Consider the following 25,048-nt stretch of genomic DNA (forward strand, 5'->3'; position numbering starts at 1 on the left):
CCTCCACGTAGTCAAACTTGATCAGGAGCCCGCATGACCGTACTGCCCGAGACCGGATACATCGCGACCGACGAGGACCGCGTGAGCCTCGCCGCCTGGTTCGCCGAGTACGACGCACACAGCGCAAGGCGCGATGTGGAGCGCATGGCCGACCTGGCCGTCTTCCCGCTCAACCTGGTCAGCGACGACTCCGCGGGCGACGGACGCTCCGCGCAGTGGGACCGGGAACAGTTCGTCGCGACCATGACGCATGTGATGGGGGACGGGAGCGAGGACATCACCTTCGAGTCCACGCGCACGCCCGTCTTCCTCTCCCCCGCCATGGCCGTGGTCTTCACCGACTCGGTGATGACCGCGAACGGCGAGACGCAGCAGCTGCGGTACGCCGACATCCTGCTGAGGCGGGGCGGGGCCTGGGCGTTCCAGACCATGATCCAGGGGGGCTGGGGGGACAACCTGTAATCCACAACCTGTAATCCTCCGCCCCCGACCCCCCGACCCCCCGACTGACTCTCAGACCCGCAGCCACGTACGCCGGTCGCGGGCCATCGCGTGCAGCGCCTCGACATCGGCCGGTTTCAGTACGCCGCCGGTGCTCGCGAGCGCCGACACCGCCCCGTCGCGCACGATCCGCACCTCGCGCGGCGGGGCCGCCGTGACGTCCAGACCCGTCGCCCCGCAGAGGGCGAGGACCGGGTGGATCTCGGCGGTCAGCGCGAAGGAGGCCCGGTCGGCGTCGGCGCGCAGCTCCCTCAGGAGTGGACGCGGGTCCGCGCGGCCGACCGTGACCATCGGGTCGGCGACGCATACCCGCTGCTTGCGGGCGGCGAGGGTGTGCACGCTGAACAGGCCGCCGGGGCCGATCAGAAGGTGGTGGATACGGGCGCCGCCCGGCAGCGGCACCGAGTGCAGGGTGTGCCAGCCGCCGCCTTCGAGGCCGTCCAGCACATCGGCGATGGTCTGCTCGGCGGCGAGGGCCCGTTGCCGCGGGTCGGTGCGCAGCCTGCGGGCGGGGGCCGGGTCGCGGTCGAGGTCGATCAGGAGTGCCTCGCCGGGGCGGTTCGGGGCGAGGTCATCGTCCGGGTGGAGCGCGAGGCGGGCCAGCTCGGCCGGGGTGGGGACCGGCGGTGGGCCTATCGAGTAGCCGCCGGTCAGGAAGGGCGCGAGGGCGCGCAGCACGGCTTCCCTGTGCTCCTCGCCGAGCAGGTTCACGCGGGACGACTCCCTCTCGTACCACGCCACGCTTCTGCCGTCCGTGAGGCAGACGTAGAGCCTCTCCTGTCCATGCCGCCAGGCCGGTATGACGCGCAGTCCGCTCATGCACCATCACCCCACGGACCATGGGAGCAGCAAGGACATGCCTTGGGCAAGAACCTGGGCGAGGCGGAAGGAAGTTGAGCCATCCGTTGCGGCGCTCGTCACGGCGGCGACTCCGTGCCGCCTCCCCGGTGATGGCTCGCTGTTACATAGCTGACGAATTGCCGCAATGCCGGACATCTAGCTTCATAGGTGCCTCCTCCGATCCCCTCGCCCCTCCGCCCCCCAGCCGTCAGCCGTCACCGTCAGCCGTAAGGACCGCCCCCCATGAGCAGCCACCACCGCACCCACCCCCGCGCCCTCCTCCTCCGTTCCGCCGCCGTGACCGCCGTCGTCGGTGGCGCGCTCCTCATGCCCGCCGCGGCCGCCGTCGCGGACACGCCCGCACAGGCGGAGAGCACGGAGAGCACGGAGAGCACGAAAAGCACGGAGAGCACGCGGACGGTGGCACCGGCCGCCCCCGGCACCCACACCCCCGAAGGCGGGGTCAAGGCCGGCACCGAGGGGTTCCACAGCGGCGACCCGGTGTTCATCGCCGTCGGTGGCGCCATGGCGGCGGGCGGTGCGGCCGGTCTCGGGTACGCGATGCTGCGCCGCGGCCGCACCGACGCCTGAGCCCCCTCCCCCACGCACCCCGCAGGAGCCGCCGTGAGCACCCCCACCGAACAAGCCCCCGCGCCCGCCCCCGCCCCGGAGCCCGCCCCCGTAAAGCGCCGCCACACCACCCGCATCGCCGCGGCCGCCGCGCTGACCGTCGCCCTCGGCATCGGCCTGATCGCCTGCGGCCAGGGCTCCGGCAAGGACCCCGCGCCCGACGTCAAGGTCAACAACGCCACGGCATCACCGGCGGCCGAGCCGAACGCCCCGATGGACAAGTCCCGGCCGACGGGCCTGCGGATACCGGCGGCCGGCGTCGACGCGAAGTCGATGCTCGACCTCGGCGTGGGCGCGGACGACGCGCTCGAAGTGCCGCCCGTGGACAAGGCGGACGAGCCGGGCTGGTGGACCGGTGGTGTGACCCCCGGCGAGAAGGGGGCGGCCGTCCTGGTCGCGCACTACGACACCGCGCAGGGGCCCGCGCTGATGAAGAACGTGGCGAAGGTGAGAATGGGGGACACGATCGAGGTGCCGCGAGCGGACGGGAGTACCGCGACGTTCAAGGTGCGCGAGATCGAGCAGGTCGACAAAAAGAACTTCCCCACCCATAAGGTGTATGGGGCGACCGACCGGCCCGAGCTGCGCCTGCTGACCTGTGGCGGGCCGATCAAGGACGGTCACCGCACCGACAACATCATTCTCTACGCCGACCTCGCGCCGTAGCCGGCCCCGGGCAACGGGACCCGGACTCCGCGGCGCCGCAACCGAACTCGCGCCGCAGCCGAGCAGCCCACGGGCCCGCTCCACCGGCAGGCAGGAGTGCAGTGCACCGGAGCCGTCTCGCGCTCACCGCAGGCCTCGTCCTGTCCGCCGCCCTGCTGGCCGGCGGCTGCGGCGACCCCGGCGGCCTGCGCGGGGCGGGATCCACGCCCGACGCCCAGGCGCCCACGCGTCTGTGGCCGAAGCTGCCGCCCCCGTCGGCGCCCGCCGAGGACTACGGCACGATAGAGAGCCTGCCGGTCAAGGGCGTCGACGTACCGGGCGGGGATCTGCGCAAGGCGAATCCGGTGGCCGTCGCCAAGGCGGACTTCGACGAGAATCCGGGGATGTACAGCCGTTCGGACGCGGTCTACAAACAGACGGCCGAGCAGCTGGCGAAGTGCGACACCCGTGATGGCGAGGGCGGCGACGGCGAGTGCCCCGTCCTGAACGCCTACTACCGGGACCTCACCGGTGACGGCAAGGACGACCTCATCGTCGGTATCCGGCTGGCCAAGGGGCACGCCGAGAATCTGGACATTCGCGCCTACGCCGTGGAGAAGCGGCAGCTGACGCAGATCATGGAGATGGGGGACGCGGTGCTCGGTGTCGAGCTGGCCGGTCATGAGGTGATCGTCCGGGCCGTCTCCGGCATGCAGGGATACGAGTACCGCACCGTCTGGTCCTGGGACTCCCACCAGAAGACCATGCTGCCGACGACCGACGAGATCGTGCGCTCCCCGAACGCGCCGAAGAGGAAACCGTCGCGCAAGCCCGAGCCCGCGGCGAGCGCGCGCCCCCTCCCGACCCCGAGCGAAAGCCGATGAGCCACCGGCTGCCGCACGGGCCGCGGCTCCCCTCCTGGACGGCGACCCTGACGTGGAAGGCCGCGGTCTTCATCACCGTCATGTGCTGCGCGCTCGCGGCGCTGCTCGGCGCGCTCGTGCACGTCTCGGTGACCAACCAGACGGTGGGCCAGGCGCGCGAGCACGCCCTCACCCGGCTCGACGACGCCACCGCGGCGTTCGAGGCGGGCGACGAGCTCGGTCCCGGCGCGGCGATCGATCCGCCGGGCCTTCCCGAACAGCTGCGGGAGCTCGCGGTGGACGGGGAGCGCGGCACGATGGTCGCCGCGCAGGACGCCAGGCCGACGATGTGGGCCGCGGGGCCCGCCGCGGGACGGCGTGCCATCGCCGTCCGGGTCGACTACGCCCAGGGTGCCCGCACCATCGACGGACTCGACCGGGCGATCCTCGGTTCCTCGGTGCTCGCGATCGGGGCGACGCTGCTGCTCGGGGCGTTCTCCGTGACGCGCGTGACGCGGCGTCTGCACCAGACGGCGACGGTGGCCCGCCGGATCAGCGCCGGTGACCTGGACGCCCGCGTGAACGACCCGCGTACCCGTGAACCCTCGCGCCACCAGGACGAGGTGGCCGCGGTCTCCGGGGCGCTCGACACGATGGCGTCCTCGATGCAGGGCAAGCTCCAGAGCGAGCAGCGGTTCACCGCGGACGTGGCGCACGAGCTGCGTACGCCGCTGACGGGTCTGCACGCGGCGGCGGAGCTGCTGCCGCCGGGCCGCCCCACCGAGCTGGTGCGCGACCGGGTCGCCGCGCTGCGGACCCTCACCGAGGACCTTCTGGAGATCTCCCGGCTCGACGCGAAGAGCGAGCGCGTGGACCTGGACGACCACCATCTCGCCCCACTGGCCGAGCGCGCCGTGCGGGGTTCGGGAGTTGATGCCGAGCTGGTCGTCGTACGCGATGTCTGTGTGGAGACCGACCGGCGGCGTCTTGAGCGGGTGCTCGGGAATCTCATCGCCAACGCGGACAAGCACGGGCGGCTGCCCATCGTGCTGACCGTCGACGGGCCCGTGGTCTCGGTGCGCGACCACGGCGACGGATACCCCGACTACCTGGTGGAACACGGGCCGCAGCGGTTCCGCACCGAGGGGACGACCAGGGGCCACGGCCTCGGTCTGACGATCGCGTTGGGCCAGACGGCGGTGCTCGGAGCGCAGCTCACGTTCACCAACGCGGCCGACGGAGGCGCGGTGGCGACCCTGACGCTGCCGTACGAGGAGTGCGCGGGGAACGGTGCCAGGGGCGCCGACGGGGCGGTCTGACGGGCGGTTTGACGCCGTGTGACCTTTTGCGCGCCCGTCGTGCCGATTTTAGTGTGAATTGCGGCCTATGCCCCTCGTTCCCGGGGCCTGAGGCCGCATCACATCCGCCCTCGTCCCCAGAGGAGTCCCCGTGTCCCTTCGGCCCACCTCCGCCACCGCCCGGCTCGGCATACTGGCCGCCGGCAGCGCGCTCGCCGCCCTCACCCTCACCGGCCCGGCCGTCGCGGCCGGCGACAGCGACACCAACAGTCACCCGCGCGTCTACAAGGGCCGCGTCATCGCCAAGGGCGGACTGCTGCTGCGCACCTCCCCGCACCGGGGCAGCAAGGTGATCCGCAGCGTTCCGTACGGCAAGGTCGTCTCGATCTACTGCAAGACGACCGGTGACCATGTGTCCGGCAACAACCGCTGGTACCTGCTCACCAACGGCACCTGGGCGTGGGGCGCCGCGCACTACATCTCGAACATCGGGACCGCGCCGCGCTGGTGCTGACGCACCACAAGCGCACGGTGACATAAACGGACATTGGGGCCTATCGCTTGCTACGTTCCGGGCATGACCCGAACAGCAGCGGCGCCCCCTTCCGTTCCCGCTGTTCGCGTGCCCCGGCGCCGTGGCACCGAGGTCGCCCTGATCGTCGTGGCCGTCCTGCTCTCGGTCTACGGCTACTGCGACGTCGGCCTCGCCAAGAACGGCACCGTCCCGCCCGGCGCCGCCGGTTACGGCGCCGGGCTCGGCGTGCTCGCGCTCGTGGCGCACCTCGCGGTCCGCTTCCGCGCGCCCTTCGCCGATCCGCTGCTCCTGCCGATCGCGGTGCTCCTCAACGGCCTGGGTCTCGTCCTGATCTACCGGCTCGACCTGGAGACCCCCGGCGACGAGGCGGCGCCCACGCAACTCATCTGGTCCACCGTCGGCGTGGCGCTCTTCATCGGCGTCGTGGTCTTCCTGCGCGACCACCGGGTGCTCCAGCGGTACGCGTACATCTGCGTCGTCGCCGCGCTGGTCCTGATGATCGTGCCGATCTTCTTCCCGGCCGTGAACGGCGCCCGGATCTGGATCCGGATCGGCGGATTCTCCATCCAGCCCGGTGAGTTCGCCAAGATCCTGCTCGCGATCTTCTTCGCCAGCTATCTCTCCGCCAACCGCAACGCCCTCGCCTACACCGGCCGTACGGTCTGGAAGCTGACGAAGCTCCAGCTGCCGACCGGGCGTGTGCTCGGCCCGATCGTCGCGATCTGGCTCCTGAGCGTCGGGGTCCTGGTCCTCGAACGGGACCTCGGCACCTCGCTGCTCTTCTTCGGCCTCTTCGTGATCCTGCTGTACGTCGCGACGGGGCGCACCGGCTGGATCGCGGTCGGCCTGGTGCTCGCCGGGATCGGGGCGTACACCGTCGGCTCGCTCGAACCCCACGTGCACAGCCGCGTCGAGGACTGGCTGCACCCCTTCGCCTCCATCGACGCGGGTGAGGGGCCGAACCAACTCGCCCAGTCCCTCTTCGCGTTCGCGGCCGGCGGGATGCTCGGGACCGGGCTCGGGCTCGGGCACTCCATCCTCATCGGCTTCGCCGCCAAATCCGACTTCATCCTGGCGACGGCGGGCGAGGAGCTGGGCCTCGCGGGCCTCGCCGCGATCTTCTTGTTGTACGCACTGCTGGTGGAGCGCGGCTTCCGGGCGGGGCTCGCGCTGCGGGACGCGTTCGGGCGGCTGCTCGCGGTCGGGCTCGCCTCGATCGTCGCGCTCCAGGTGTTCGTGATCGCGGGCGGGGTGAGCGGGCTGATCCCGCTGACCGGCATGGCGATGCCGTTCCTCGCGCAGGGCGGTTCGTCGGTCGTCACCAACTGGATCATCGTGGCGCTGCTCATCCGGGTCAGCGACTCGGCGCGCAGCCAGCCGGTCGGGCCCCCAGGGGAGGACACATGACCCGGTACATCCGGCATGCCGCCGCGTTCTGTGCGCTGCTCCTGATCGCCCTGCTCGTGAACGCGACCCGCGTCCAGGTCGTCCAGGCCGAGCACTTCGACGACAACCCCGCCAACCGCCGCCAGGCCATCGTCCGCTTCGGGCAACCGCGCGGCGACATCCTGGTCGACGGCCGCGCGGTCACCGGCTCCAAGGACACCGGGGAGCAGCTCCGCTACGAACGGACGTACAGGAACGGGCCGTTGTACGCCCCGGTGACCGGATACGCCTCGCAGGTCTACGGCACGACCCTCGTGGAGAACGCCGAGGACGACATCCTCTCCGGCACCGACCCGATGCTCGCCCCGCTCCCCCTGTGGAACGACGTCAGCCGGGCGCAGAACCCCGGCGGCATGGTGCGGACCACCATCAAGGCGGCGGCGCAGCAGGCCGCGTACGCCGGGCTCGACGGCAAGAAGGGCGCGGTCGCCGCGATCGAGCCGTCGACCGGGAAGATCCTCGCCCTGGTCAGCACCCCCTCGTACGATCCCGAGCGGCTCTCCGGCACGAGCGGGTCGGTGGCGAAGTCCTGGACGGCGCTGAACGGCAGCGCCGACAAACCCATGCTGAACCGGGCGATCCGCCAGACGTACCCGCCCGGTTCGACGTTCAAGGTGGTGACGGCGGCGGCGGCGCTGGACGCAGGGACGGTCACGGACCTGGACGCCGCCACGAAGTCCCCCAACCCCTACACGCTGCCCGGCACGAGCACGGAGCTGACGAACGAGGTCGAGGGCTGCACGAACGCGACCCTCCGCTACGCCTTCGAGTGGTCCTGCAACACGGTCTTCGCCAAGCTGGGCGCGGACACCGGCCTGGACGACATGCTGGGCACGGCACGGAACTTCGGCTTCAACGACAGCGGCCTGAAGATCCCGTCGTCGGTGGCGGCGAGCAACTTCGACACCTCGATGGACAAGGCGCAGCTGGCACTCTCCGCGATCGGCCAGTACGACACGAGGGCGACGCCCCTGCAGATGGCGATGGTCTCGGCGGCGGTGGCCAACGGCGGGCAGGTGCAGTCGCCGAACCTGGTGGACGAGACCACGACGGACGACGGCGACGTGGTGCGCAACACCGGCACCGACTCCCTCCACCAGGCGATGAACCCGGCCACGGCGATGCAGCTGCGGGAGATGATGACCGACGTGGTCAAGGAGGGCACGGGCGGCAACGCGGCGATCCCCGGCGTGACGGTGGGCGGCAAGACGGGCACGGCCCAGCACGGCATCGACAACTCCGGTACGCCGTACGCGTGGTTCATCTCCTGGGCCCAGAAATCCGGCGAGGCACAACCGTCGGTGGCGGTAGCGGTGGTGGTGGAGGACGCGGCGGCGGACCGGGGCGACATCAGCGGCGGCGGCAGCGCGGCACCGATCGCCAGGGCGGTGATGGAGGCGGTGCTCGGGGGGTCCTGAGGAGATCACCGACGGGCCCCGGCCGGGGCCCGCGGCCCTACTGTCCTTCGCCCGCGGCGATCATGTCCTCCACCTCCGCCACACGCTCCCCCTCCTCCGCCGCGAACCGTTCCGCGTCCAGTTTTTCGGCGATCTCCTCGTCCTGGGCCATCAGTTGGTCGAGGTTGGCGTTGCCCATGTCGAAGACGCCCATGTCGACGTACGCCTCCTGGAGGCGCTTGCCCCACAGGCCGATGTCCTTGACGCACGGGACGATGCGGCTGAAGAGCAACTGGCGGAACAGGGCGAGGAATTCGGAGTTCTCGCTGCATTCCTCGGCCTCCGCCTTCGGGATGCCGAAGTTCTCCAGGACCTCGACGCCGCGCAGGCGGTCGCGCATCAAGTAGCAGCCCTCGATGACGAATTCCTCGCGCTCGCGCAGTTCCGCGTCGGAGAGGTGTTTGTAGTAGTCCCGCAGGGCCATGCGGCCGAAGGCCACGTGCCGGGCCTCGTCCTGCATGACGTACGCGAGGATCTGCTTGGGCAGCGGCTTGTCCGTCGTGTCGCGGATCATGCCGAAGGCGGCGAGGGCCAGCCCCTCGATCAGGACCTGCATGCCGAGGTAGGGCATGTCCCAGCGGGAGTCGCGCAGGGTGTCGCCGAGCAGCGACTGGAGGTTGTCGTTGATCGGGTAGAGCATGCCGATCTTGTCGTGCAGGAAGCGGCCGTAGACCTCCGCGTGCCGCGCCTCGTCCATGGTCTGGGTCGCGGAGTAGAACTTGGCGTCCAGGTCGGGGACGGACTCCACGATGCGCGCCGCGCACACCATCGCACCCTGCTCACCGTGCAGGAACTGGCTGAACTGCCAGGAGGCGTAGTGCTTGCGCAGCTCGCCTTTGTCCCGCTCCGTCATCTTCGCCCAGTGACGGGTGCCGTAGAGGGAGAGGGACTCGTCGGGGGTGCCCAGGGGGTCGTACGGGTCGACCTCCAGGTCCCAGGCGATGCGCTTGGCCCCGTCCCACTGCTTGTCCTTGCCCTTCTGGTAGAGGGCGAGCAGCCGGGCACGGCCCTCGTCGTACTCCCAGCTGAAGCGGGCCGCGCCGTTCGCCGGTATCTGCCAGATGGTCTGGTCCGGGGGGTTCGTGTACAGCTCGTGCGTGGACACTGACGGCTCCTAAGAATTGACCTGGGACGCTCCGTAATCGCTTGTACTGATTGGTAGTTGGCAGGCTCACACGGTCGTAGACGTCGGGTCAACAAGTCGTGCGCAAGGGATTGACGCCCTTGCTGACAGGCAGTCTCATAAGTCGTGACCGCCGGTAACTGTGACGACGAGGCAGGGGCAGAGTCATGACGATCAGCACGCAGGACGCGGCGATCGAAGGGCTGCGGGACGCGCTCGGAGCGCTCAAGGACCGGGAGCAGGTGGCCGAGCGGCTGCTCGACTCCTCCGCCAAGCACTCCTTCGACCCCGACAAGGAGCTGGACTGGGAGGCACCCTTCGAGGAGGGCAAGTGGTTCTGGCCCCCGGAGCTGCTCTCCCTGTACGGCACGCCGATGTGGCGGCGGATGAGCGAGGAGCAGCGCATCGCGCTCTCCCAGCACGAGGCCGCCGCGCTCGCCTCGCTCGGCATCTGGTTCGAGCTGATCCTGATGCAGCTGCTCGTACGGCACGTCTACGACAAGCCGGCGACGAGCGCGCACGTGCGCTATGCCCTGACCGAGATCGAGGACGAGTGCCGGCACTCGAAGATGTTCGCGCGCCTGATCACGCGCGGGGACACCCCGTACTACCCGGTCAGCACCGTGCACCGGAACCTCGGCCGGCTCTTCAAGACCATCTCCACGACGCCCGGTTCGTTCACGGCGACGCTGCTCGGCGAGGAGATCCTCGACTGGATGCAGCGCCTGACGTTCCCGGACGAGCGCGTCCAGACGCTGGTGCGCGGCGTCACGCGGATCCACGTCGTGGAGGAGGCGCGCCATGTGCGGTACGCCCGTGAGGAGCTGCGGCGCCAGATGGTGACGGCGCCGCGCTGGTCCCAGGAGTTCACCCGCCTCACCTCCGGCGAGTTCGCCCGCGTCTTCTCCATCGCCTTCATCAACCCCGATGTCTACACGAACGTCGGCCTGGACAAGCGCGAGGCCATGGCCCAGGTCAAGGCGAGCGCGCACCGCCGCGAGATCATGCAGACGGGAGCCAAGCGTCTTACCGACTTCCTGGACGACATCGGGGTGCTGCGGGGCGCGGGACGGCGGCTGTGGAAGAGCTCGGGCCTGCTGGCGTAGCGAAGAGGGTACGCGGGGTTCCTGGGCGCTTGTTCGAAAGGGCGGTTACGCTGCGAGGCATGACCTCGCCTGCTCCCACCCGCGCGTACCGGCGCCTCAGTGTCGAAGAGCGGCAGCGGCAGCTCAAGGAGGCCGCCCTGTCCCTCTTCGCGGTGCGCGCACCCGACGAGGTCTCCCTCGACGACGTCGCGGAGGCGGCCGGCGTCTCCCGGCCGCTCGTCTACCGCTACTTCCCGGGCGGCAAGCAGCAGTTGTACGAGGCCGCGCTGCGCTCCGCCGCCGACGAGCTGGAGCAGTGCTTCGCCGAGCCTCCGGAGGGTCCGCTCACCCAGCGCCTGGCGAACGCCCTCGACCGCTACCTCGCCTTCGTCGACCAGCACGACGCGGGGTTCAGCGCGCTGCTCCAGGGCGGCAGCGTCGTGGAGACCTCGCGGACCACGGCCATCGTGGACGAGGTGCGCAGGACGGCCGCCGAGCACATCCTGGCCCACCTGGAGGTCGTGGGCGCCACGGGTCCGCGGCTGCGGATGACCGTGCGGATGTGGATCACCTCCGTTGAGGCGGCGTCCCTGATCTGGCTCGACGAGGAGAAGCAGCCGCCGCTCGACGAGTTGCGGGACTGGCTGGTCGAGCAGTTCATGGCGGTCCTGGTGGCCTCCGCGGGCCGCGACCCGCAGACCGCGGAGGCGGTACGGGTCGCGCTGACCATGGAGACGTCGGAGGGACCCGCGGGCTCGCTCGCCCGGCGGGTGCTTCCCGTGGTGAGCGACGCGGCGCACCTGCTGTGACGCGCGGCGGGCGGCTGCTGTGACACTGGCCGGGTGAAGAGCGAAGACACCCCCTTCGTGGGTGGCCCCCTGGACGGCCGCGTCCTGCCCATCCTGCTCGGCCCGACCGGCCACCCCCCGAAGGTGTACCGCGTCCCCGTGCCGGACGAGGCGGGGGGCCCGCCGACCGTGCTCGTGTACCGCCGGGTGGCCAAGGCCGGGGGCAAGCGGCTCGGCCTGCACCAGGGCTGGACGTACGAGTACGACCCCGAGGGCGACAAGGCCGGGCCCGGCTTGAAGTGGCCCTGGTCGAAGCCGGGCGGGGCGGCCTGAGCGTCTCCTCCGCAAGGGTGCCGCGCCGTGGGACCCTGGACGAGTGACCGCATTGCGCCAACCCGCGCACCTTCCGGAGGCGGGCAGCTCCGGGGCACCTGATGCTCACGGTGCGGGGCGGAACCGCCGCCGCGCGCCGGAGGTGATGGCATGTCAGGCAGGTTGCTGCGATGGGTCGGTACGGGTGCCGCGGTCGGGGCGCTGCTCACGCCCGCCTACCCGGCGTACGCCGTCCCGGGGCCCGACGGCGCCGGGGAGCGCTCGGTGTCCGATCTCCTGACGGACCTTCAGGAGCTGTACCGGAAGGCCGAGGAGTCGACGGAGACGTACAACGCGACCGCGGAGAAGCTGAAGGAGCAGCGCGCGGAGGTCAAGCGCCTCAACGGCCACCTGACCCGCGCACGGACCTCGGTGCGCGAGAGCCGTGGCGCGGCGGGCCGCTTCGCGCGCCAGCAGTACCAGGGCAGAACGAACATCTCCCCCTACGTACATCTCCTGCTGGCCCGCAACCCGCAGCAGGCCCTCGATCAGGGGCATGTGATCGGCCGGGCGTCGGCGGAGCGCGCCGCGACGGTGGGCCGACTGGTCGGCGGCGAGAAGAAGGCATCCGATCTGGCGTCCGAGGCGGAGAAAGCCCTGGAGACCCAACTCGCCCTCGCCGCACGCCAGAAGGAAGCGCGGGACACGGTCAAGGGCCAGTTGAAGGAGGTCGAGGAACTGCTCGCCTCCCTGAGCGCGGAACAACTGGAGGACCTGGCGCGGGCGGAGCAGGAGGGCATGGCCGAGTCCCAGCAGAAGTTCCTGAAGTCGGGCTCCCTGAGCGGGTCCCAGGGCTCCGCCGCGCCGACCCGGCCGCCGTCCCGGCGAGGGGACAAGGCGCTCTCCTACGCCGTGCGGCAGATCGGCAAGCCGTACAAGTGGGGCGCCGAGGGCCCCAAGGCCTTCGACTGCTCGGGTCTTACCTCGCAGGCATGGGCCAAGGCGGGAAAGGAGATCCCCCGCACGTCGCAGGAGCAGTGGGCGCAGCTGCGCCGGGTCTCGCTGCGCAAGCTGCGGCCGGGCGACCTGATCGTCTACTTCCCCAAGGCCACGCATGTGGCGCTGTACCTGGGCGACGGCATGGTGATCCAGGCCCCGCGCCCGGGTGCCAAGGTCAAGGTCTCCCCCATCGCCGCGAACCCCGTGCGGGGAGCGGTACGCCCCGACCCCTCGGCAAAGCCCATGAAGGGCTACGAGCCACCGAAGCTGCCGCGCGGGGCCCTGAACGGCGGCGACACGGGGTACGGGGCGGCGGGGGCGCCGCGGGGGTAGGGCCGGGCGCCCGGGGGCACGCGCCCCGGGACACACGCCCCGGGGCGCGCGGCTGACCGCGAGGACCGGGTCCGCGGGAGAGTGCCGGACCAGCGGCTGTCAGGCGTCGGTGAGTGAACCCAGGTATGCGCCCGTCTTCTCCGGCTCGTAGAAGAAGTTCTCGAAGTCCGACGGGTCGTTGAAGCCGTTCGCGAAGCGGTCCGCGGCCGGCTGGAGCTGGCCCGCGGCGCCGATCAGGTTCAGGACGTGCTCCGGCGGCGGGGACAGCATCGCGTTCGTCCACTTGGTGACGTGCTGAGCCGTGTCCCAGTACCGGTCGAACGTGGTCTGCATCCACTCCTCGTCGAACGGCTTGTCGCCGTGCGAGAGGATCGAGGAGAGGTACGAAGCGGCGCACTTGGAGGCCGAGTTGGAGCCCTGGCCCGTGATCGGGTCGTTGGCCACCACTACGTCGGCGACGCCGAGGACCAGGCCGCCGCCCGGCAGGCGGCCGATCGGCTTGCGGACCGTCGGGGCATAGCGGCCGGACAGCGTGCCGCCCGCGTCCGTGAGTTCGACCTTCGTTGCCCGCGCGTACTCCCACGGGGTGTACTTCTCCAGGAGTTCGAGGGTCAGCGCGAGGTGCTCGGAGGGATCCTTGACGCCCTGGAAGACGTCCAGCGGGCCGCCCGGCACGCCCTCCCAGAACAGGATGTCCGCGCGCCCGGACGTGGTGAGGGTCGGCATGACGAAGAGTTCACCCACACCCGGCACGAGGTTGCACCGCACCGCGTCGAACTCGGGGTGCTCGGGACGCGGACCCATGCCGTGGACGTACGCGACGGCCAGCGCGCGCTGCGCGGTGTCGTACGGGGAGCGCGAGGCGTCCCGCTCGAACATCGAGACCAGTTCGCCCTTGCCCGCGGAGACGAGCACCAGGTCGTACGTGCGGGAGAAGAAGTCGAGGTCCGAGACCGCAGCGCCGTGGATGACCAGCTGGCCGCCCCGCTGCGCGAACGTCTCCATCCAGCCCGCCATCTTCACGCGCTGGTCGACGGACTGGGCGAAGCCGTCCAGCTTGCCGACCCAGTCGATGACGCGGGAGGAGTCGGGCCCGGCGACCGAGACGCCGACGCCCTCGATCTTCGGGGCCTGCGACTCCCAGAAGTTCAGCTGGAGGTCGCGCTCGTGCTGCAGCGCCGTGTGGAACATGCACTGCGTGGACATCACACGGCCGGACCGGACCTCGTCCGCCGTGCGGTTGGACATCAGGGTGACCTCGTACCCCTGCGACTGGAGTCCGAGGGCGATCTGGAGCCCGGCCTGACCGGCTCCGACGACGAGTATCTTCCGCATGCGGCAACTTCTCCTACGGGGTCAATGCAAGAACTATTCAGGGGTTGCTGCGAGGGCGTGGCCCACCAGCGAGAGCAGCGACTCGATCACCGAGATCCGCTGCCTCGCGTCCATGATCAGCACCGGTATGTGCGGCGGGATCGTCAGCGCCTCACGGACGTCCGAGGACTCGAACTCCTCGGTGCCGTCGAAGTGGTTGACGGCCACGATGTACGGAAGCCCGCAGCTCTCGAAGTAGTCGAGCGCCGGGAAGCAGTCGGACAGACGGCGGGTGTCGGCGAGGACGACCGCGCCGATCGCGCCGCGCACCAGGTCGTCCCACATGAACCAGAAGCGCTGCTGCCCCGGCGTACCGAAGAGGTAGAGCACGAGGTCGTCGTCGAGCGTGATCCGGCCGAAGTCCATGGCGACCGTGGTCGTGGTCTTGTCCGGGGTCGACGTGAGGTCGTCCGTGTCCTCGCTCGCCTGCGTCATCAGCGCCTCCGTCTGGAGGGGCGTGATCTCGGAGACCGCGGTGACCAGGGTCGTCTTGCCGACGCCGAAACCGCCCGCCACCACGATCTTCGTCGCGATCGGGGCGCGGGTGCGGTCCGTCTGCCAGGCCTGGAGGTTCTCGTCCGGGTCGGGGCCCGGGTGCCGGATTTCAGAGACGGCGGAGTCCACTGAGCACCCTTTCGAGCAGTGCGCGGTCCGGCTGTCCCGGGCCGTGGCCCGTTCCGTACACGCGGATCTTTCCCTGGTCTGCGAGGTCGCTGAGCAGTACGCGGACCACACCGAGCGGCATCTTCAACAGCGCGGCGATCTCCGCGACCGTACGCATACGGCGGCAGATCTCGACGATGGCCCGCATCTCCGGCATCACTCGGGCGATGGCGTTGCCCTGCGGCAGCTCGCGGCGCTCCTCGGGGGCTTCGAGGGCGGCGACGAACGTCTCGACGAGCAGGACGTGGCCGAAGCGGGTGCGGCCGCCGGTGAGGGAGTACGGCCGTACGCGGGCGGGTTTGCGATCGCCGCCGCGCTGCGGCAGCTTCCCGGGCTTGCTCATCGGACGCTCTCCATCGACTGGCGCAGCTCGCTGCGGAGTTCGGGGGTGAGGACATGCCCGGCGCGGCCGACGAAGAGCGCCATGTGGTACGCGACGACGCTCATGTCGCAGTCCGGGGTGGCGTGCACGCCGAGCAGTGAGCCGTCGCTGATCGACATGACGAAGAGGCTGCCCTCCTCCATCGCGACGACGGTCTGCTTGACCGGTCCCGCGTCCATCAGCTTGGCGGCGCCGATGCACAGGGAACCGAGGCCGGACACGATGGTGGCGAGGTCCGCGCTGGAACCTCTGGGTCCCGAACTGTTGTCGACCGCCTCCTCGTTGTTCCGGGCGGGGTCGGAGGAGAGCAGGAGCAGACCGTCGGAGGAGACCACGGCGACCGAGAGCAGCCCTGGCACCTCCTCGACGAGGTTCGTCAGCAGCCAGTGCAGGTTGCGGGCTTCGCTGCTCAGTCCGAACGCGGCGGAGGTGCCGCCGGCGGTGGAGCTGCCGGTGGATTTACTGCCGGTGGAAGAACTGGGCGAGCGCATGGGCGCAGTCAACTACTTGCCTCCTCGACTGTGTCCCCCATGTTTTCGGTCTCTTCACTGCGTTCGTTACGTTCGGTCAGCTCGGCCTCTACGTCGCGGCGGCCGCTGATGGCTCCCTGATGGAATCCCCCGAGCCGCTTGCGCAGCGCTTCGGCGTCGACGGAGCCGCGCGCCTTGGGCACGGTCGGCTCGGGCGCGGTGATCTTCGGCGTGCGCTTGGGGAGGCCCTTGTCGGTGACGCGCTCCCACTTGGGGGCAGGGGCAGGGTCGGGGGCGGCCTCCGGCTCAGGGCCGTCCTGCTGTGCCTCCGCTTCGGGCTCCTCGGGGGCTTCCGGAGGGGTCAGCTCCAGAGTCGTTTCAGGCGAAGCCGCGGGCTCAGATTCAGACTCCGCCTCCCGCACGGCGTGCTCCGCGGCTGCGATCAGCGGATCCTCGTCGCCCCCCGCGGCAGCGGTCAGCGCCGAGCGGCCCGGCAGCACGTTGGAGTTGGCCTCGGCCTCCGAGCCCGGCAGGTGCAGGGCAGGCGCCCCGCCGGCCACCGGCACACCGACCGGCGGCGCCGGTACCGCGGGCGCCGCGGCGAGGATCGACTTCGGCAGGACGACGACCGCCGCGACACCGCCCTGCTTCTGCTCACGCAGCCGGACCCGGGCCCCGTGCCGCGCGGCGAGCCGGGCCACGACGTAGAGGCCGAGCCCGAGCCCGTCCCCGCTCTCTTGGTCGTACGCGTCGTCGGGACGGAAGTCCGCGAGGCGGGAGTTGAGCTCCTCCATACGGTCCTCGGTTACCCCTATGCCCTCGTCCTGAACGGAGAGCATGACCTCGCCGCTCTCCAGGAGCCAGCCGGAGACCTCGACGGAGGCGTCCGGCGGCGAGAACGAGGTCGCGTTCTCCAGGAGTTCGGCGACCAGGTGGCTGATGTCGTCCGCGGCGAAGCCCGCGACATGCGCGTGCGGCGGCAGCGTGGCGATGCGCACCCGCTCGTACCGCTCGATCTCGGAGACGGCGGCCCGTACGACGTCGACCAGCGGGACCGGGCCGGGGTGCTGGTGGCCGTGCTCGGCGCCGGCGAGGACCAGGAGGTTCTCGCTGTGGCGGCGCATGACCGTGGCGAAGTGGTCGAGCTTGAAGAGCGTGGCGAGACGGTCGGGGTCCTGCTCGCGGTCCTCGAGGTTCTCGATGACGGCGAGCTGCCGCTCGACCAGGCCGAGGGTGCGCAGGGCCAGATTGACGAACGTGCCGTGGATGGACTGGCGTACGCGCTCCAAGTGGGCGGCGGCCTCGGCCAGTTCGGTGCGCAGGGTCTCGCGCTCGTCGGCCATGGACCGGCGCTGCCCGATGAGGTGCTTGCGGTCCGCTTCGAGCGTGGTGAGGCGCTCGGTGAGGGCGGCCGCGTGCTCGTGCAGCGCGTTGACGGACCGTACGACCTGGGCGAACTCGTCGTCGCGGCCCGTGAAGCGGATCGGCTCCTGGGGCGCGGGCTCGTGGGCGAGGCGGCCCGAGCCGATGCGCAGGACGGCGAGCGGGCGGGTCAGGCTGCGGGCCATCGCCATGGAGACGCCGACCGCGACGAGCAGCGTGACGCCGATGAGCGCGACGCGGATCTCCAGGGCCGTCACGTCGTCGTCGCGCAGCCCGGCGAGGTCCTTGGTGCGCTGCACCGTGAGCGCGGACTCGGCGCCGCGCATCATCTCGATGCGGGCCGAGAGCGCGGTGTCGAGCTTCTTGCGGTCGTAGCCGAGCTCGGTGGTGGAGAGCTTGGGCTGGTCGGTGAGGCGGGAGAGGTACTTCTCGGCCGTCGTCACCTCATGGCCCGTGACGGCCGATTCGTACGTAGTGCGGGCGCCGTCCGTGGCCGCGTCCCGGAAGTCGGCGAGGGCCGCCTCCGCGCGGGTGTGGGCCTGCTGGGCGGCGGCGCTGAGGGCGTCGCGGCTCTTGCCGGCGGCGGGGGACTCGTCGACCACCGTGGTGGGGAGGCCGGTGACGGGGTCGACGGTGGTGCTGGTCTCCGTGGAGCGCGGGACGGCGAGGGTGGCGAGGAGCAGGCCGCGGGCGCTCGCCGCCTGTTCGACGGCGTGGTCCAGGTCCGCGAGGGCGTAGGCGCCGGAGCCCGCGCGTGGCGGGGTCTTCTCGGCGAGTTCGCGGGTCAGGCCGTGCAGTTCGGTGATGACGTTCGAGTACGCCGTGTGGGCTTGCAGAGCGGTGCTCTTGCCGGTGAGCGCCGCTCTGCGCACAGCGCCGATGTCGGCGAGGTCCGACAGCAGTCCGGCCGGGGCGTCGGCCGTGCGCAGCTCCTCGATCTGGCGGTCCACGCGGGCGCTGCGGCTCTCGGAGAGCCCCTTGCCCTGCGGGCGGCCCGCCGCGATGAACGAGGTGACCTCGTCGCGCTCGTCGGCCAGCGAGTGGCCGAGGGAGACGGCGTCCTGGGTGCGCTCGGCGAGGGTCACCAGTTGCTGTGCGTCGTTCAGTTGCCCGGACGCGGCGACGATGGCGGGCGCCCCGGCCCCGGCGATGGCGGCGGCCACCACCGCGACGGCGACGATCAGCCGATTGCGTACGCGCGCGGTGGGCTTGGAGTTGACCGACTTCACGGGCTTCGCGGGCTTCGAGCCCTCAGGAGACGTCACCGCGGGGGCGGTGTGCTCCCCCGCCGCGGGCTCGGAGGTCTCTCCCGCTGTGGGCTCGGGCGGGCGCTCTGTAGGGGTGGTCGCGCCCGGCGTGGCCCCTTCGGAAGCCGTCTGCTTGCCCTTGCGCCCAGGCCGCATCTTCTGCACCGGTGCTCGCATTCTTGTTTTCCGTCTGCCCATGGGCCCGGGTGACGATCCGTCAACACACGCGCCCCCCGGTACGGCTCCAGACCCTTCCAGTGCCGATGGGTGGCAGTCGTGCATCACATGCCTGGCCACCCGAAGGAGTGAACATCGGCGGGGAGTTGGCGAGCAAGTCACGGCCGGGGCCGAAAGTCCCGGTCACGGTGCGCCGGTTGGACGTCGAACGCAGGCTTTGGCAGGATGCGCCGCCACACGCCGCTGGAAGCGATCATTCCGACTGAAATCCGGCGTCTGACCTGCTGGTCCGGGCCAACCCCCGGCTCTCCGCGACCTCCGGATGACCTTGTGAAGGCCTCGTGCAGACTGGCCGGATGCGTATCGAACTCGCCACCGAGCCCGGCGACCCCGCACGCCCCAACGAGGACTATGCCGCGGTGATTCTTCCCGCGGCCGGACAAGGCGGATCGCTCGTCCTTCTGGACGGGGTGACTCCACCGGTCGGAGACGACGGCTGTCTGCATTCCGTCCCTTGGTTCACGGCGCGACTCGGGGGCGCACTGGGGGAACTGTCCGTTTCACGGCGGGATATGACACTCTCTGAGATCCTCGCGGCGGCGATCGTGCGCACCGCGGAGGCGCATTGTCAAACTTGTGACCTTTCTCACCCGCGTACGCCTCAGGCGACCGTGATTCTGGTGCGTTGGGACGAGGAACGGGTCGAGCACCTCGTCCTGTCCGACTCGGCGCTCCTGATGGCGGGCCCGGACGGTCTGGTCACGCCGGTGCTCGACGAGCGCCTCGCGCAACTGCCGCCGACGATCCGCGCGATGCGCGACGCGGTGCGCGCGCTGCCGCGGGGCTCCGCCGAGCGCGAGGAGGCAGGCCGCGCGTACGGCGCCGCCGTCGAGGCCCTGCGGAACGCGGAGGACGGCTTCTTCACCGCCGCCGCGGACCCTTCGGCGGCGGAGCGGGCGGTCACCGGAACCCGGCCGCGCGCCGAGGTGTCGGCGGTGGCGGCCCTGACGGACGGGGTCGGGCGCTGGGTCGAGACGTTCCGGCAGGGCGACTGGGCGGAGTGCTTCGCGCTACTGCGGAAGGACGGCCCGCAGCGCCTGGTGGACCGGGTGCGGGAGCTGGAGCGAGCGGACCCGGACGGCACGGGATTCCCGCGGGGCAAGCGGCATGACGACGCGGCGGTCGTCTACGCGGAGCTGTAGCCCCGAAAGGGGCGCGAGGAACGGCGCGAGCAACCACACCCAACCCGCAGATGGCAGAGGACAGACGCCCCCCAAGGGGCGCGGGGAACTGCGCGAGCAACCACAACCCACCCGCAGACAGAATCGCGCCCCCCGACAACGCCCCGCCCCTCAAGACTCCGGGGACTCGTTCAGCTGCCGCAGCAAGCGGGCAAGCTCCGCCACCTCCGTGCGGTCCCACCCGGCCAGCTTCCGCACGTACCGCTCACGCCGCCCCGCCCGCACCGTACGGAACCGGGCGCCGCCCTCCTCCGTGAGGTGCACCAACCACGCCCGCCCGTCGGCGGGATCGGGCTCGCGGGCGACGAGCCCGAGCTCCTCCAGCGCCCGCAGCTGGCGGCTCATCGTCGCCTTGCCGACGCCGATGTACGCGGCGAGCTCCGTGGCCCGCTGCGGGCCCGAGTCGTCGAGGCACACCAGGAGTCCGTATGCGGCGGGCTCCAGGTCGGGGTGGACCTGGCGCGCCATCTCCCCGGACGAGGCACGTGCCCGGCGCAGCAGCAGCGTCAACTCGCGCTCCAGGGAGAGGAACTCACGGTCGACACCCCTGTTCACGTCGACTCCCCCGTTCACGTCGACTCCCCCGTCGTTCTCGCCCTCGTGCACTTCAGCTCCAGCACCCATGGCACGCTTTCTTTCCGGATCATGAAAACTTTCCGCCCCGCACGGCGGCAGAGGTCCGCGTCGGCCCATCGCCGCAGCTCGCCCAGTATTTCGCAACGCCTCGACGGGTCACGCCGAGGACACCGCCGCTGGAGTAGACCAACGGCAGAGACCGAACCCTCTTCCCAGCCTCGGGTCTACGTGCGTAGCGTCGTAGATGACATGTTCACACCACGAACCTGTCGACAGGTCCCCCCACGAGCTCCATCGAGCTCACCCGAGGCCTACGGAGGCACGCACATGCCCGTGCACAGACCCGGAACGCCCCGCCGCTCCCGCTGGTCAGCGGCCGCAGTCCTGCTCTCAGTCCTCTCCGCCCTCTCCCTCCTCCTCACGCTGCCCGGCGCCGCACAGGCCGCCGGCGGCGATGACACACCGGCCCGCGGCTCCGCCCGGATGGGCCAGGGCGTCATCGAGCACGACGGGCAGGGCAGTCTGCCGCGCGGCGGCGACGCCGTACAGACCGAAGGCGTCGACGTCAGCAGCCATCAGGGCAACGTCGCCTGGGCGACGCTCTGGAACAGCGGCGTGAAGTGGTCCTACGTGAAGGCCACCGAGGGCACGTACTACAAGAACCCGTACTTCGCCCAGCAGTACAACGGTTCGTACAACGTGGGCATGATCCGCGGCGCCTACCACTTCGCCACGCCCGACACCACGAGCGGCGCCACCCAGGCCAACTACTTCGTGGACAACGGCGGCGGCTGGTCCCGCGACGGCAAGACGCTGCCGGGCGCGCTCGACATCGAGTGGAATCCGTACGGGGCGGCCTGCTTCGGCAAGTCACAGTCCGCGATGGTCACCTGGATCCGTGACTTCCTGAACCAGTACAAGGCGCGCACCGGGCGGCACGCGGTGATCTACACGGCCACCAGCTGGTGGAAGCAGTGCACCGGCAACTACGGCGGCTTCGCCGCCAACAACCCGCTGTGGATCGCGCGTTACAACACATCGCCGGGTGAGCTGCCCGCGGGCTGGGGCGTCCAGACGATGTGGCAGTACACCTCGACCGGCCCGACGGTCGGGGACCACAACAAGTTCAACGGCGCCCTGGACCGGGTCGTGGCGCTCGCCAACGGCTGAGTCCGCGCCATCCGGCACACGGGCCCGGGACCCCTCGCGGGGCCCCGGGCCTGCGCATACCGGCCTCCTCCGTCACGCGGCGGCCGGAACCCTCACCTCGGCCTCCGTCAGGGCCAGTTCGAGCACCTGACGGACGTCCGTCACCGGGTGCACGTCCAGCTTCTGCAGGATCTCCTCGGGGACGTCGTCCAGGTCGGCCTCGTTCCGCTTCGGGATGATCACCGTGGTGATCCCGGCGCGATGCGCGGCGAGCAGCTTCTGCTTGACGCCGCCGATCGGCAGGACGCGCCCGGTCAGCGACACCTCGCCGGTCATGGCCACATCCGTACGGACGAGTCGGCCGCTGAGCAGCGACGCGAGGGCGGTCGTCATGGTGACGCCCGCGCTCGGCCCGTCCTTGGGGACCGCGCCCGCCGGGAAGTGGATGTGCACGCCGCGTTCCTTCAGGTCGGCGACGGGCAGCTCCAGTTCGGCGCCGCGCGAGCGCAGGAAGGAGAGCGCGATCTGCGCGGACTCCTTCATCACGTCACCGAGCTGACCGGTCAGGGTCAGTCCCGCCGCACCCGTCTCCGGGTCGGCCAGCGACGCCTCGACGAACAGGACGTCGCCGCCCGCGCCGGTGACCGCGAGCCCGGTCGCCACACCCGGCACCGCCGTGCGCCGCTCGGCCGGGTCCTGCGCCGACTCGGGCACGTGGTGCGGGCGCCCGATGAGGCCGCGCAGATCGTCGTCGCCGACGGTGAACGGCAGCTCCCGCTCGCCCAGTTCGTGCTGCGCCGCGACCTTGCGGAGCAGCCGCGCCACGGACCGCTCCAGATTCCGTACGCCCGCTTCCCGGGTGTACTCCCCCGCGAGCTTGCGCAGCGCGCTCTCGTCCAGGGTCACCTCGTCCGTCTCCAGGCCCGCGCGCTCCAGCTGGCGGGGGAGCAGGTGGTCACGGGCGATGACGACCTTCTCGTCCTCGGTGTACCCGTCGAGCCTGACCAGCTCCATGCGGTCCAGCAGGGCCTCGGGGATGGATTCGAGGACGTTCGCCGTCGCCAGGAACACCACGTCGCTCAGGTCGAGCTCGACCTCCAGGTAGTGGTCGCGGAAGGTGTGGTTCTGCGCCGGGTCGAGGACTTCGAGGAGGGCGGCGGCCGGGTCGCCCCGGAAGTCGGAGCCCACCTTGTCGATCTCGTCGAGGAGCACGACCGGGTTCATGGACCCGGCCTCCTTGATGGCCCGCACGATCCGGCCGGGCAGCGCCCCGACGTACGTACGCCGGTGTCCGCGGATCTCCGCCTCGTCGCGTACGCCGCCGAGCGCGACCCGCACGAACTTGCGGCCCATGGCGTGCGCGACGGACTCGCCGAGGCTGGTCTTTCCGACGCCGGGCGGCCCGACCAGGGCGAGCACAGCACCACCCCGGCGGCCGCCGACGACCCCGAGGCCGCGGTCGGAGCGCCGCTTGCGCACCGCGAGGTACTCGGTGATGCGCTCCTTCACGTCCTGAAGGCCCGCGTGCTCGGCGTCCAGGATCTCCTGGGCGCCCTTGATGTCGTACTCGTCCTCGGTGCGTTCGTTCCAGGGCAGTTCGAGGACGGTGTCGAGCCAGGTCCTGATCCAGGAGCCCTCGGGCGACTGGTCGCTGGACCGCTCCAGCTTGTCGACCTCCTTGAGGGCGGCCTCCCGTACGTTCTCGGGGAGGTCGGCGGCCTCGACGCGGGTGCGGTAGTCGTCGGACTCCTCTCCGTCCTGCTCGCCGTTGATCTCGCGCAGCTCCTTGCGCACCGCGTCGAGCTGGCGCCGCAGCAGGAACTCGCGCTGCTGCTTGTCGACGCCTTCCTGGACGTCCTTGGCGATGGACTCGGCGACATCCTGCTCGGCGAGGTGGTCGCGCAGCTGCTCGGTGGCGAGCTTGAGGCGGGCGACCGGGTCACCGGTCTCCAGGAGCTCGATCTTCTGATCGGTGGAGAGGAAAGGGGAGTATCCGGAGTTGTCGGCGAGCGCGGAGACGTCGTCGATCTGCGTGACGCGGTCCACGACCTGCCAGGCGCCGCGCTTCTTGAGCCAGCTGGTGGCGAGCGCCTTGTACTCCTTGACCAGTTCGGCAACCGCTCCGGGGAGGGGGTCGGGCACGGTCTCGTCGACCTTGACGCCCTCCACCCAGAGCGCGGCGCCCGGCCCGGTCGTGCCGGCGCCGATGCGCACGCGGCCACGGCCGCGGATCAGGGCGCCGGGGTCACCGTCGGAGAGGCGGCCGACCTGCTCGACGGTGCCCAGGACGCCGGTCGCTGCGTACGTCCCGTCGATGCGCGGAACAAGAAGGACCTGCGGCTTGCTGCTCCCATCGGAACGGGCGGCGGCCTGCGCCGCCTCGACCGCGGCGCGCACCTCGGTGTCGGACAGGTCGAACGGAACCACCATGCCGGGCAGGACAACCTCGTCGTCGAGCGGCAGCACGGGCAGTGTCAGCGGTGTGGACGGCTTCGACTCGGCGGACTCAGTAGTCATGATCTCCCCTTCGGCATTCAAGTTGAGCTATGTGGACTCAATGCTCGTGAGTCCTTGAATGTTCCCCAAGGGATGTTCGCTGTGAGCGATCACTTCGACACGTGCGCGCGGGGCCCGTCAGGCGGACCGGCGCCACCGCCGCACCAGTGGCCACGTGGCGACGCCGATCGACAGCGCGAGCAGGTGGCCCCAATTCGTCATCGGGTCCGTGAACGCGATCAGGTCGTCGATCAGCATTCCGCCGAACCCGGCGAGCACCAGCCACCGCAGCCACGGCCGGAAGAGCCCCGCCAGCGCGCCGACGCTCGCCGCGACACCGAAGCTGATGCCGTAGTCCAGGCGGTGCAGTGAGCTGTCGGGCAGATGACCCGCGAGGACGGAGAGGCCGACCGGAACCTCGGTCGCGAGGGTGGCCACGACATGGCCGAGCAGGAAGACACCCGCCGTCCGCAACGCCCCGATGCGGCGCTCCAGAGCCGTCAGGACGAGCAGGAAGCCGATCGCGTACGGCGACGCGATGCCGCCCGCGATCCAGAGCGCGCTGGCCACCAGGACGAGCAGCGGCTCCTGCGCCAGGTGCGCGACATCCGTGCTGGAGTGCCGGTGCAGTGCGGAGACGAGGGACGGGTCCGCGTACGAGGCCAGGAGCGACGTGACGGCGAGGACCGCGGCATAGGTGAACGTGAAGGGCGTGCCCGTGGGGGTCGGCAGGACGCGCCACAGACCGGCGACCCGCTGGCGCCGACCGGGCGCCGGCATCTCGGGGGTCATCGCCTCGGGTGCGCGCTCCCGTTGTCGCGGGATGCCGTCCAGGGTGGGCGGGGCCGTCTCCTCGGGCGCCGCGGGGGCAGCCGACACGCTCAGGTCCAAGGTGAGACGCTCCTTCCGTCATGTCCACCCTTTGCCGATCTTTCCGGCAGTGTCTATGACCCGTGCCACGGCCCAGGACACGTGAGACGCAAATCACAGCAACCCGAAAGGCCGTCCTCGCGTCCCCCTCGAACCGCACCTCCA

General features: G+C 70.9%; 24 protein-coding genes. 14 read left to right on the forward strand and 10 right to left on the reverse strand.

Translation table 11 applies throughout. The features are described from left to right. Positions 1-33: 33 nt before the first annotated feature. On the forward strand, positions 34-462 hold the full coding sequence (locus ACIBCK_RS28570) for a nuclear transport factor 2 family protein (RefSeq protein WP_399394817.1): 429 nt from the start codon (positions 34-36) through the stop codon (positions 460-462). A gap of 51 nt (positions 463-513) precedes the next feature. Here ACIBCK_RS28570 and ACIBCK_RS28575 read toward each other — a convergent pair whose 3' ends face one another. Beyond that, a complete protein-coding gene (locus ACIBCK_RS28575; protein WP_399394819.1) occupies positions 514-1,320 on the reverse strand; it encodes a nuclease-related domain-containing protein in 807 nt (268 codons plus the stop codon). Between the two features lie 264 nt (positions 1,321-1,584). Here ACIBCK_RS28575 and ACIBCK_RS28580 point away from each other — a divergent pair, with 264 nt between their 5' ends. The 7 genes from ACIBCK_RS28580 to ACIBCK_RS28610 all read left to right on the forward strand — a co-directional run bounded on the left by ACIBCK_RS28580 (position 1,585) and on the right by ACIBCK_RS28610 (position 8,176). Next, complete coding sequence (locus ACIBCK_RS28580; protein WP_399394820.1) at positions 1,585-1,932, forward strand: hypothetical protein; 348 nt, start codon at positions 1,585-1,587, stop codon at positions 1,930-1,932. Positions 1,933-2,046: 114 nt separating this feature from the next. After that, positions 2,047-2,637, forward strand: coding sequence for a class F sortase (locus ACIBCK_RS28585; RefSeq protein WP_399395314.1), 591 nt, complete (start codon positions 2,047-2,049; stop codon positions 2,635-2,637). Between the two features lie 101 nt (positions 2,638-2,738). Continuing rightward, complete coding sequence (locus ACIBCK_RS28590) at positions 2,739-3,500, forward strand: hypothetical protein (RefSeq protein WP_399394822.1); 762 nt, start codon at positions 2,739-2,741, stop codon at positions 3,498-3,500. After that, entirely contained in the window at positions 3,497-4,798 is a 1,302-nt protein-coding gene (locus ACIBCK_RS28595; protein ID WP_399394824.1) for an ATP-binding protein, read from the forward strand. Before ACIBCK_RS28590 ends, ACIBCK_RS28595 begins: the two co-directional genes overlap by 4 nt. Before the next feature lie 130 nt (positions 4,799-4,928). Further along, positions 4,929-5,291, forward strand: coding sequence for an SH3 domain-containing protein (locus tag ACIBCK_RS28600; RefSeq protein ID WP_399394826.1), 363 nt, complete (start codon positions 4,929-4,931; stop codon positions 5,289-5,291). 63 nt (positions 5,292-5,354) lie between these two features. Next, on the forward strand, positions 5,355-6,719 hold the full coding sequence (locus tag ACIBCK_RS28605) for an FtsW/RodA/SpoVE family cell cycle protein (RefSeq protein ID WP_399394828.1): 1,365 nt from the start codon (positions 5,355-5,357) through the stop codon (positions 6,717-6,719). Continuing rightward, positions 6,716-8,176, forward strand: a complete 1,461-nt coding sequence (locus ACIBCK_RS28610) for a penicillin-binding transpeptidase domain-containing protein (protein ID WP_399394830.1) — start codon at positions 6,716-6,718, stop codon at positions 8,174-8,176. The genes ACIBCK_RS28605 and ACIBCK_RS28610 overlap by 4 nt, the downstream gene beginning before the upstream one ends. A gap of 37 nt (positions 8,177-8,213) precedes the next feature. Here ACIBCK_RS28610 and ACIBCK_RS28615 read toward each other — a convergent pair whose 3' ends face one another. After that, complete coding sequence (locus ACIBCK_RS28615) at positions 8,214-9,320, reverse strand: ferritin-like domain-containing protein (RefSeq protein WP_399394832.1); 1,107 nt, start codon at positions 9,318-9,320, stop codon at positions 8,214-8,216. 185 nt (positions 9,321-9,505) lie between these two features. Here ACIBCK_RS28615 and ACIBCK_RS28620 point away from each other — a divergent pair, with 185 nt between their 5' ends. The 4 genes from ACIBCK_RS28620 (at position 9,506) to ACIBCK_RS28635 (ending at position 12,855) form a co-directional block, all read left to right on the forward strand. Further along, positions 9,506-10,444 (forward strand): diiron oxygenase, encoded by a 939-nt coding sequence (locus tag ACIBCK_RS28620; RefSeq protein WP_399394834.1) that lies wholly within the window; start codon positions 9,506-9,508, stop codon positions 10,442-10,444. 59 nt (positions 10,445-10,503) lie between these two features. Then, on the forward strand, positions 10,504-11,232 hold the full coding sequence (locus ACIBCK_RS28625; protein ID WP_399394836.1) for a TetR/AcrR family transcriptional regulator: 729 nt from the start codon (positions 10,504-10,506) through the stop codon (positions 11,230-11,232). A gap of 33 nt (positions 11,233-11,265) precedes the next feature. After that, positions 11,266-11,544 (forward strand): hypothetical protein, encoded by a 279-nt coding sequence (locus ACIBCK_RS28630; protein WP_399394838.1) that lies wholly within the window; start codon positions 11,266-11,268, stop codon positions 11,542-11,544. 150 nt (positions 11,545-11,694) lie between these two features. After that, positions 11,695-12,855, forward strand: coding sequence for an NlpC/P60 family protein (locus tag ACIBCK_RS28635; RefSeq protein WP_399394840.1), 1,161 nt, complete (start codon positions 11,695-11,697; stop codon positions 12,853-12,855). 99 nt (positions 12,856-12,954) lie between these two features. On the opposite strand, the gene ACIBCK_RS28640 is transcribed toward ACIBCK_RS28635, so the two are convergent. The 5 genes from ACIBCK_RS28640 to ACIBCK_RS28660 are packed head-to-tail and all read right to left on the reverse strand — an operon-like array spanning position 12,955 to position 18,551. Then, a complete protein-coding gene (locus ACIBCK_RS28640) occupies positions 12,955-14,190 on the reverse strand; it encodes a styrene monooxygenase/indole monooxygenase family protein (protein ID WP_399394842.1) in 1,236 nt (411 codons plus the stop codon). Between the two features lie 33 nt (positions 14,191-14,223). Continuing rightward, positions 14,224-14,853 (reverse strand): GTP-binding protein, encoded by a 630-nt coding sequence (locus ACIBCK_RS28645; protein WP_399394843.1) that lies wholly within the window; start codon positions 14,851-14,853, stop codon positions 14,224-14,226. Further along, positions 14,834-15,235 (reverse strand): DUF742 domain-containing protein, encoded by a 402-nt coding sequence (locus tag ACIBCK_RS28650; RefSeq protein ID WP_399394845.1) that lies wholly within the window; start codon positions 15,233-15,235, stop codon positions 14,834-14,836. Before ACIBCK_RS28650 ends, ACIBCK_RS28645 begins: the two co-directional genes overlap by 20 nt. Continuing rightward, positions 15,232-15,765, reverse strand: coding sequence for a roadblock/LC7 domain-containing protein (locus tag ACIBCK_RS28655; protein WP_399394847.1), 534 nt, complete (start codon positions 15,763-15,765; stop codon positions 15,232-15,234). Before ACIBCK_RS28655 ends, ACIBCK_RS28650 begins: the two co-directional genes overlap by 4 nt. An 8-nt stretch (positions 15,766-15,773) precedes the next feature. Next, positions 15,774-18,551 (reverse strand): nitrate- and nitrite sensing domain-containing protein, encoded by a 2,778-nt coding sequence (locus tag ACIBCK_RS28660; RefSeq protein ID WP_399394849.1) that lies wholly within the window; start codon positions 18,549-18,551, stop codon positions 15,774-15,776. A gap of 356 nt (positions 18,552-18,907) precedes the next feature. Here ACIBCK_RS28660 and ACIBCK_RS28665 point away from each other — a divergent pair, with 356 nt between their 5' ends. Continuing rightward, entirely contained in the window at positions 18,908-19,753 is an 846-nt protein-coding gene (locus ACIBCK_RS28665; protein WP_399394851.1) for a hypothetical protein, read from the forward strand. A gap of 150 nt (positions 19,754-19,903) precedes the next feature. Here ACIBCK_RS28665 and ACIBCK_RS28670 read toward each other — a convergent pair whose 3' ends face one another. Continuing rightward, entirely contained in the window at positions 19,904-20,416 is a 513-nt protein-coding gene (locus ACIBCK_RS28670) for a MarR family winged helix-turn-helix transcriptional regulator (protein ID WP_399394852.1), read from the reverse strand. A gap of 279 nt (positions 20,417-20,695) precedes the next feature. Between ACIBCK_RS28670 and ACIBCK_RS28675 the strand changes: the two genes are divergently transcribed. Next, positions 20,696-21,538 carry a lysozyme gene (locus ACIBCK_RS28675; RefSeq protein WP_399394854.1) on the forward strand — a complete coding sequence of 281 codons (843 nt, stop codon included), beginning with the start codon at positions 20,696-20,698 and terminating at the stop codon, positions 21,536-21,538. 72 nt (positions 21,539-21,610) lie between these two features. Here ACIBCK_RS28675 and lon read toward each other — a convergent pair whose 3' ends face one another. Both lon and ACIBCK_RS28685 read right to left on the reverse strand, forming a co-directional pair. Continuing rightward, entirely contained in the window at positions 21,611-24,034 is a 2,424-nt protein-coding gene (gene lon, locus ACIBCK_RS28680; RefSeq protein WP_399394855.1) for an endopeptidase La, read from the reverse strand. 117 nt (positions 24,035-24,151) lie between these two features. Next, a complete protein-coding gene (locus ACIBCK_RS28685; protein WP_399394857.1) occupies positions 24,152-24,904 on the reverse strand; it encodes a rhomboid-like protein in 753 nt (250 codons plus the stop codon). Between the last annotated feature and the right edge of the window lie 144 nt (positions 24,905-25,048).

It is taken from the genome of Streptomyces sp. NPDC051218 (assembly GCF_044455475.1).
Classification (GTDB): domain Bacteria; phylum Actinomycetota; class Actinomycetes; order Streptomycetales; family Streptomycetaceae; genus Streptomyces.

What these genes read in the sequence shown, in the direction of transcription:
- ACIBCK_RS28570 (WP_399394817.1), top strand. Translation starts at nt 34, where the DNA reads ATGACCGTACTGCCCGAGACCGGATACATCGCGACCGACGAGGACCGC.
- ACIBCK_RS28575 (WP_399394819.1), bottom strand. Translation starts at nt 1,320, where the DNA reads ATGAGCGGACTGCGCGTCATACCGGCCTGGCGGCATGGACAGGAGAGG.
- ACIBCK_RS28580 (WP_399394820.1), top strand. Translation starts at nt 1,585, where the DNA reads ATGAGCAGCCACCACCGCACCCACCCCCGCGCCCTCCTCCTCCGTTCC.
- ACIBCK_RS28595 (WP_399394824.1), top strand. Translation starts at nt 3,497, where the DNA reads ATGAGCCACCGGCTGCCGCACGGGCCGCGGCTCCCCTCCTGGACGGCG.
- ACIBCK_RS28605 (WP_399394828.1), top strand. Translation starts at nt 5,355, where the DNA reads ATGACCCGAACAGCAGCGGCGCCCCCTTCCGTTCCCGCTGTTCGCGTG.
- ACIBCK_RS28610 (WP_399394830.1), top strand. Translation starts at nt 6,716, where the DNA reads ATGACCCGGTACATCCGGCATGCCGCCGCGTTCTGTGCGCTGCTCCTG.
- ACIBCK_RS28620 (WP_399394834.1), top strand. Translation starts at nt 9,506, where the DNA reads ATGACGATCAGCACGCAGGACGCGGCGATCGAAGGGCTGCGGGACGCG.
- ACIBCK_RS28625 (WP_399394836.1), top strand. Translation starts at nt 10,504, where the DNA reads ATGACCTCGCCTGCTCCCACCCGCGCGTACCGGCGCCTCAGTGTCGAA.
- ACIBCK_RS28635 (WP_399394840.1), top strand. Translation starts at nt 11,695, where the DNA reads ATGTCAGGCAGGTTGCTGCGATGGGTCGGTACGGGTGCCGCGGTCGGG.
- ACIBCK_RS28640 (WP_399394842.1), bottom strand. Translation starts at nt 14,190, where the DNA reads ATGCGGAAGATACTCGTCGTCGGAGCCGGTCAGGCCGGGCTCCAGATC.
- ACIBCK_RS28650 (WP_399394845.1), bottom strand. Translation starts at nt 15,235, where the DNA reads ATGAGCAAGCCCGGGAAGCTGCCGCAGCGCGGCGGCGATCGCAAACCC.
- ACIBCK_RS28655 (WP_399394847.1), bottom strand. Translation starts at nt 15,765, where the DNA reads ATGCGCTCGCCCAGTTCTTCCACCGGCAGTAAATCCACCGGCAGCTCC.
- ACIBCK_RS28660 (WP_399394849.1), bottom strand. Translation starts at nt 18,551, where the DNA reads ATGCGAGCACCGGTGCAGAAGATGCGGCCTGGGCGCAAGGGCAAGCAG.
- ACIBCK_RS28665 (WP_399394851.1), top strand. Translation starts at nt 18,908, where the DNA reads ATGCGTATCGAACTCGCCACCGAGCCCGGCGACCCCGCACGCCCCAAC.
- ACIBCK_RS28670 (WP_399394852.1), bottom strand. Translation starts at nt 20,416, where the DNA reads ATGGGTGCTGGAGCTGAAGTGCACGAGGGCGAGAACGACGGGGGAGTC.
- ACIBCK_RS28675 (WP_399394854.1), top strand. Translation starts at nt 20,696, where the DNA reads ATGCCCGTGCACAGACCCGGAACGCCCCGCCGCTCCCGCTGGTCAGCG.
- lon (WP_399394855.1), bottom strand. Translation starts at nt 24,034, where the DNA reads ATGACTACTGAGTCCGCCGAGTCGAAGCCGTCCACACCGCTGACACTG.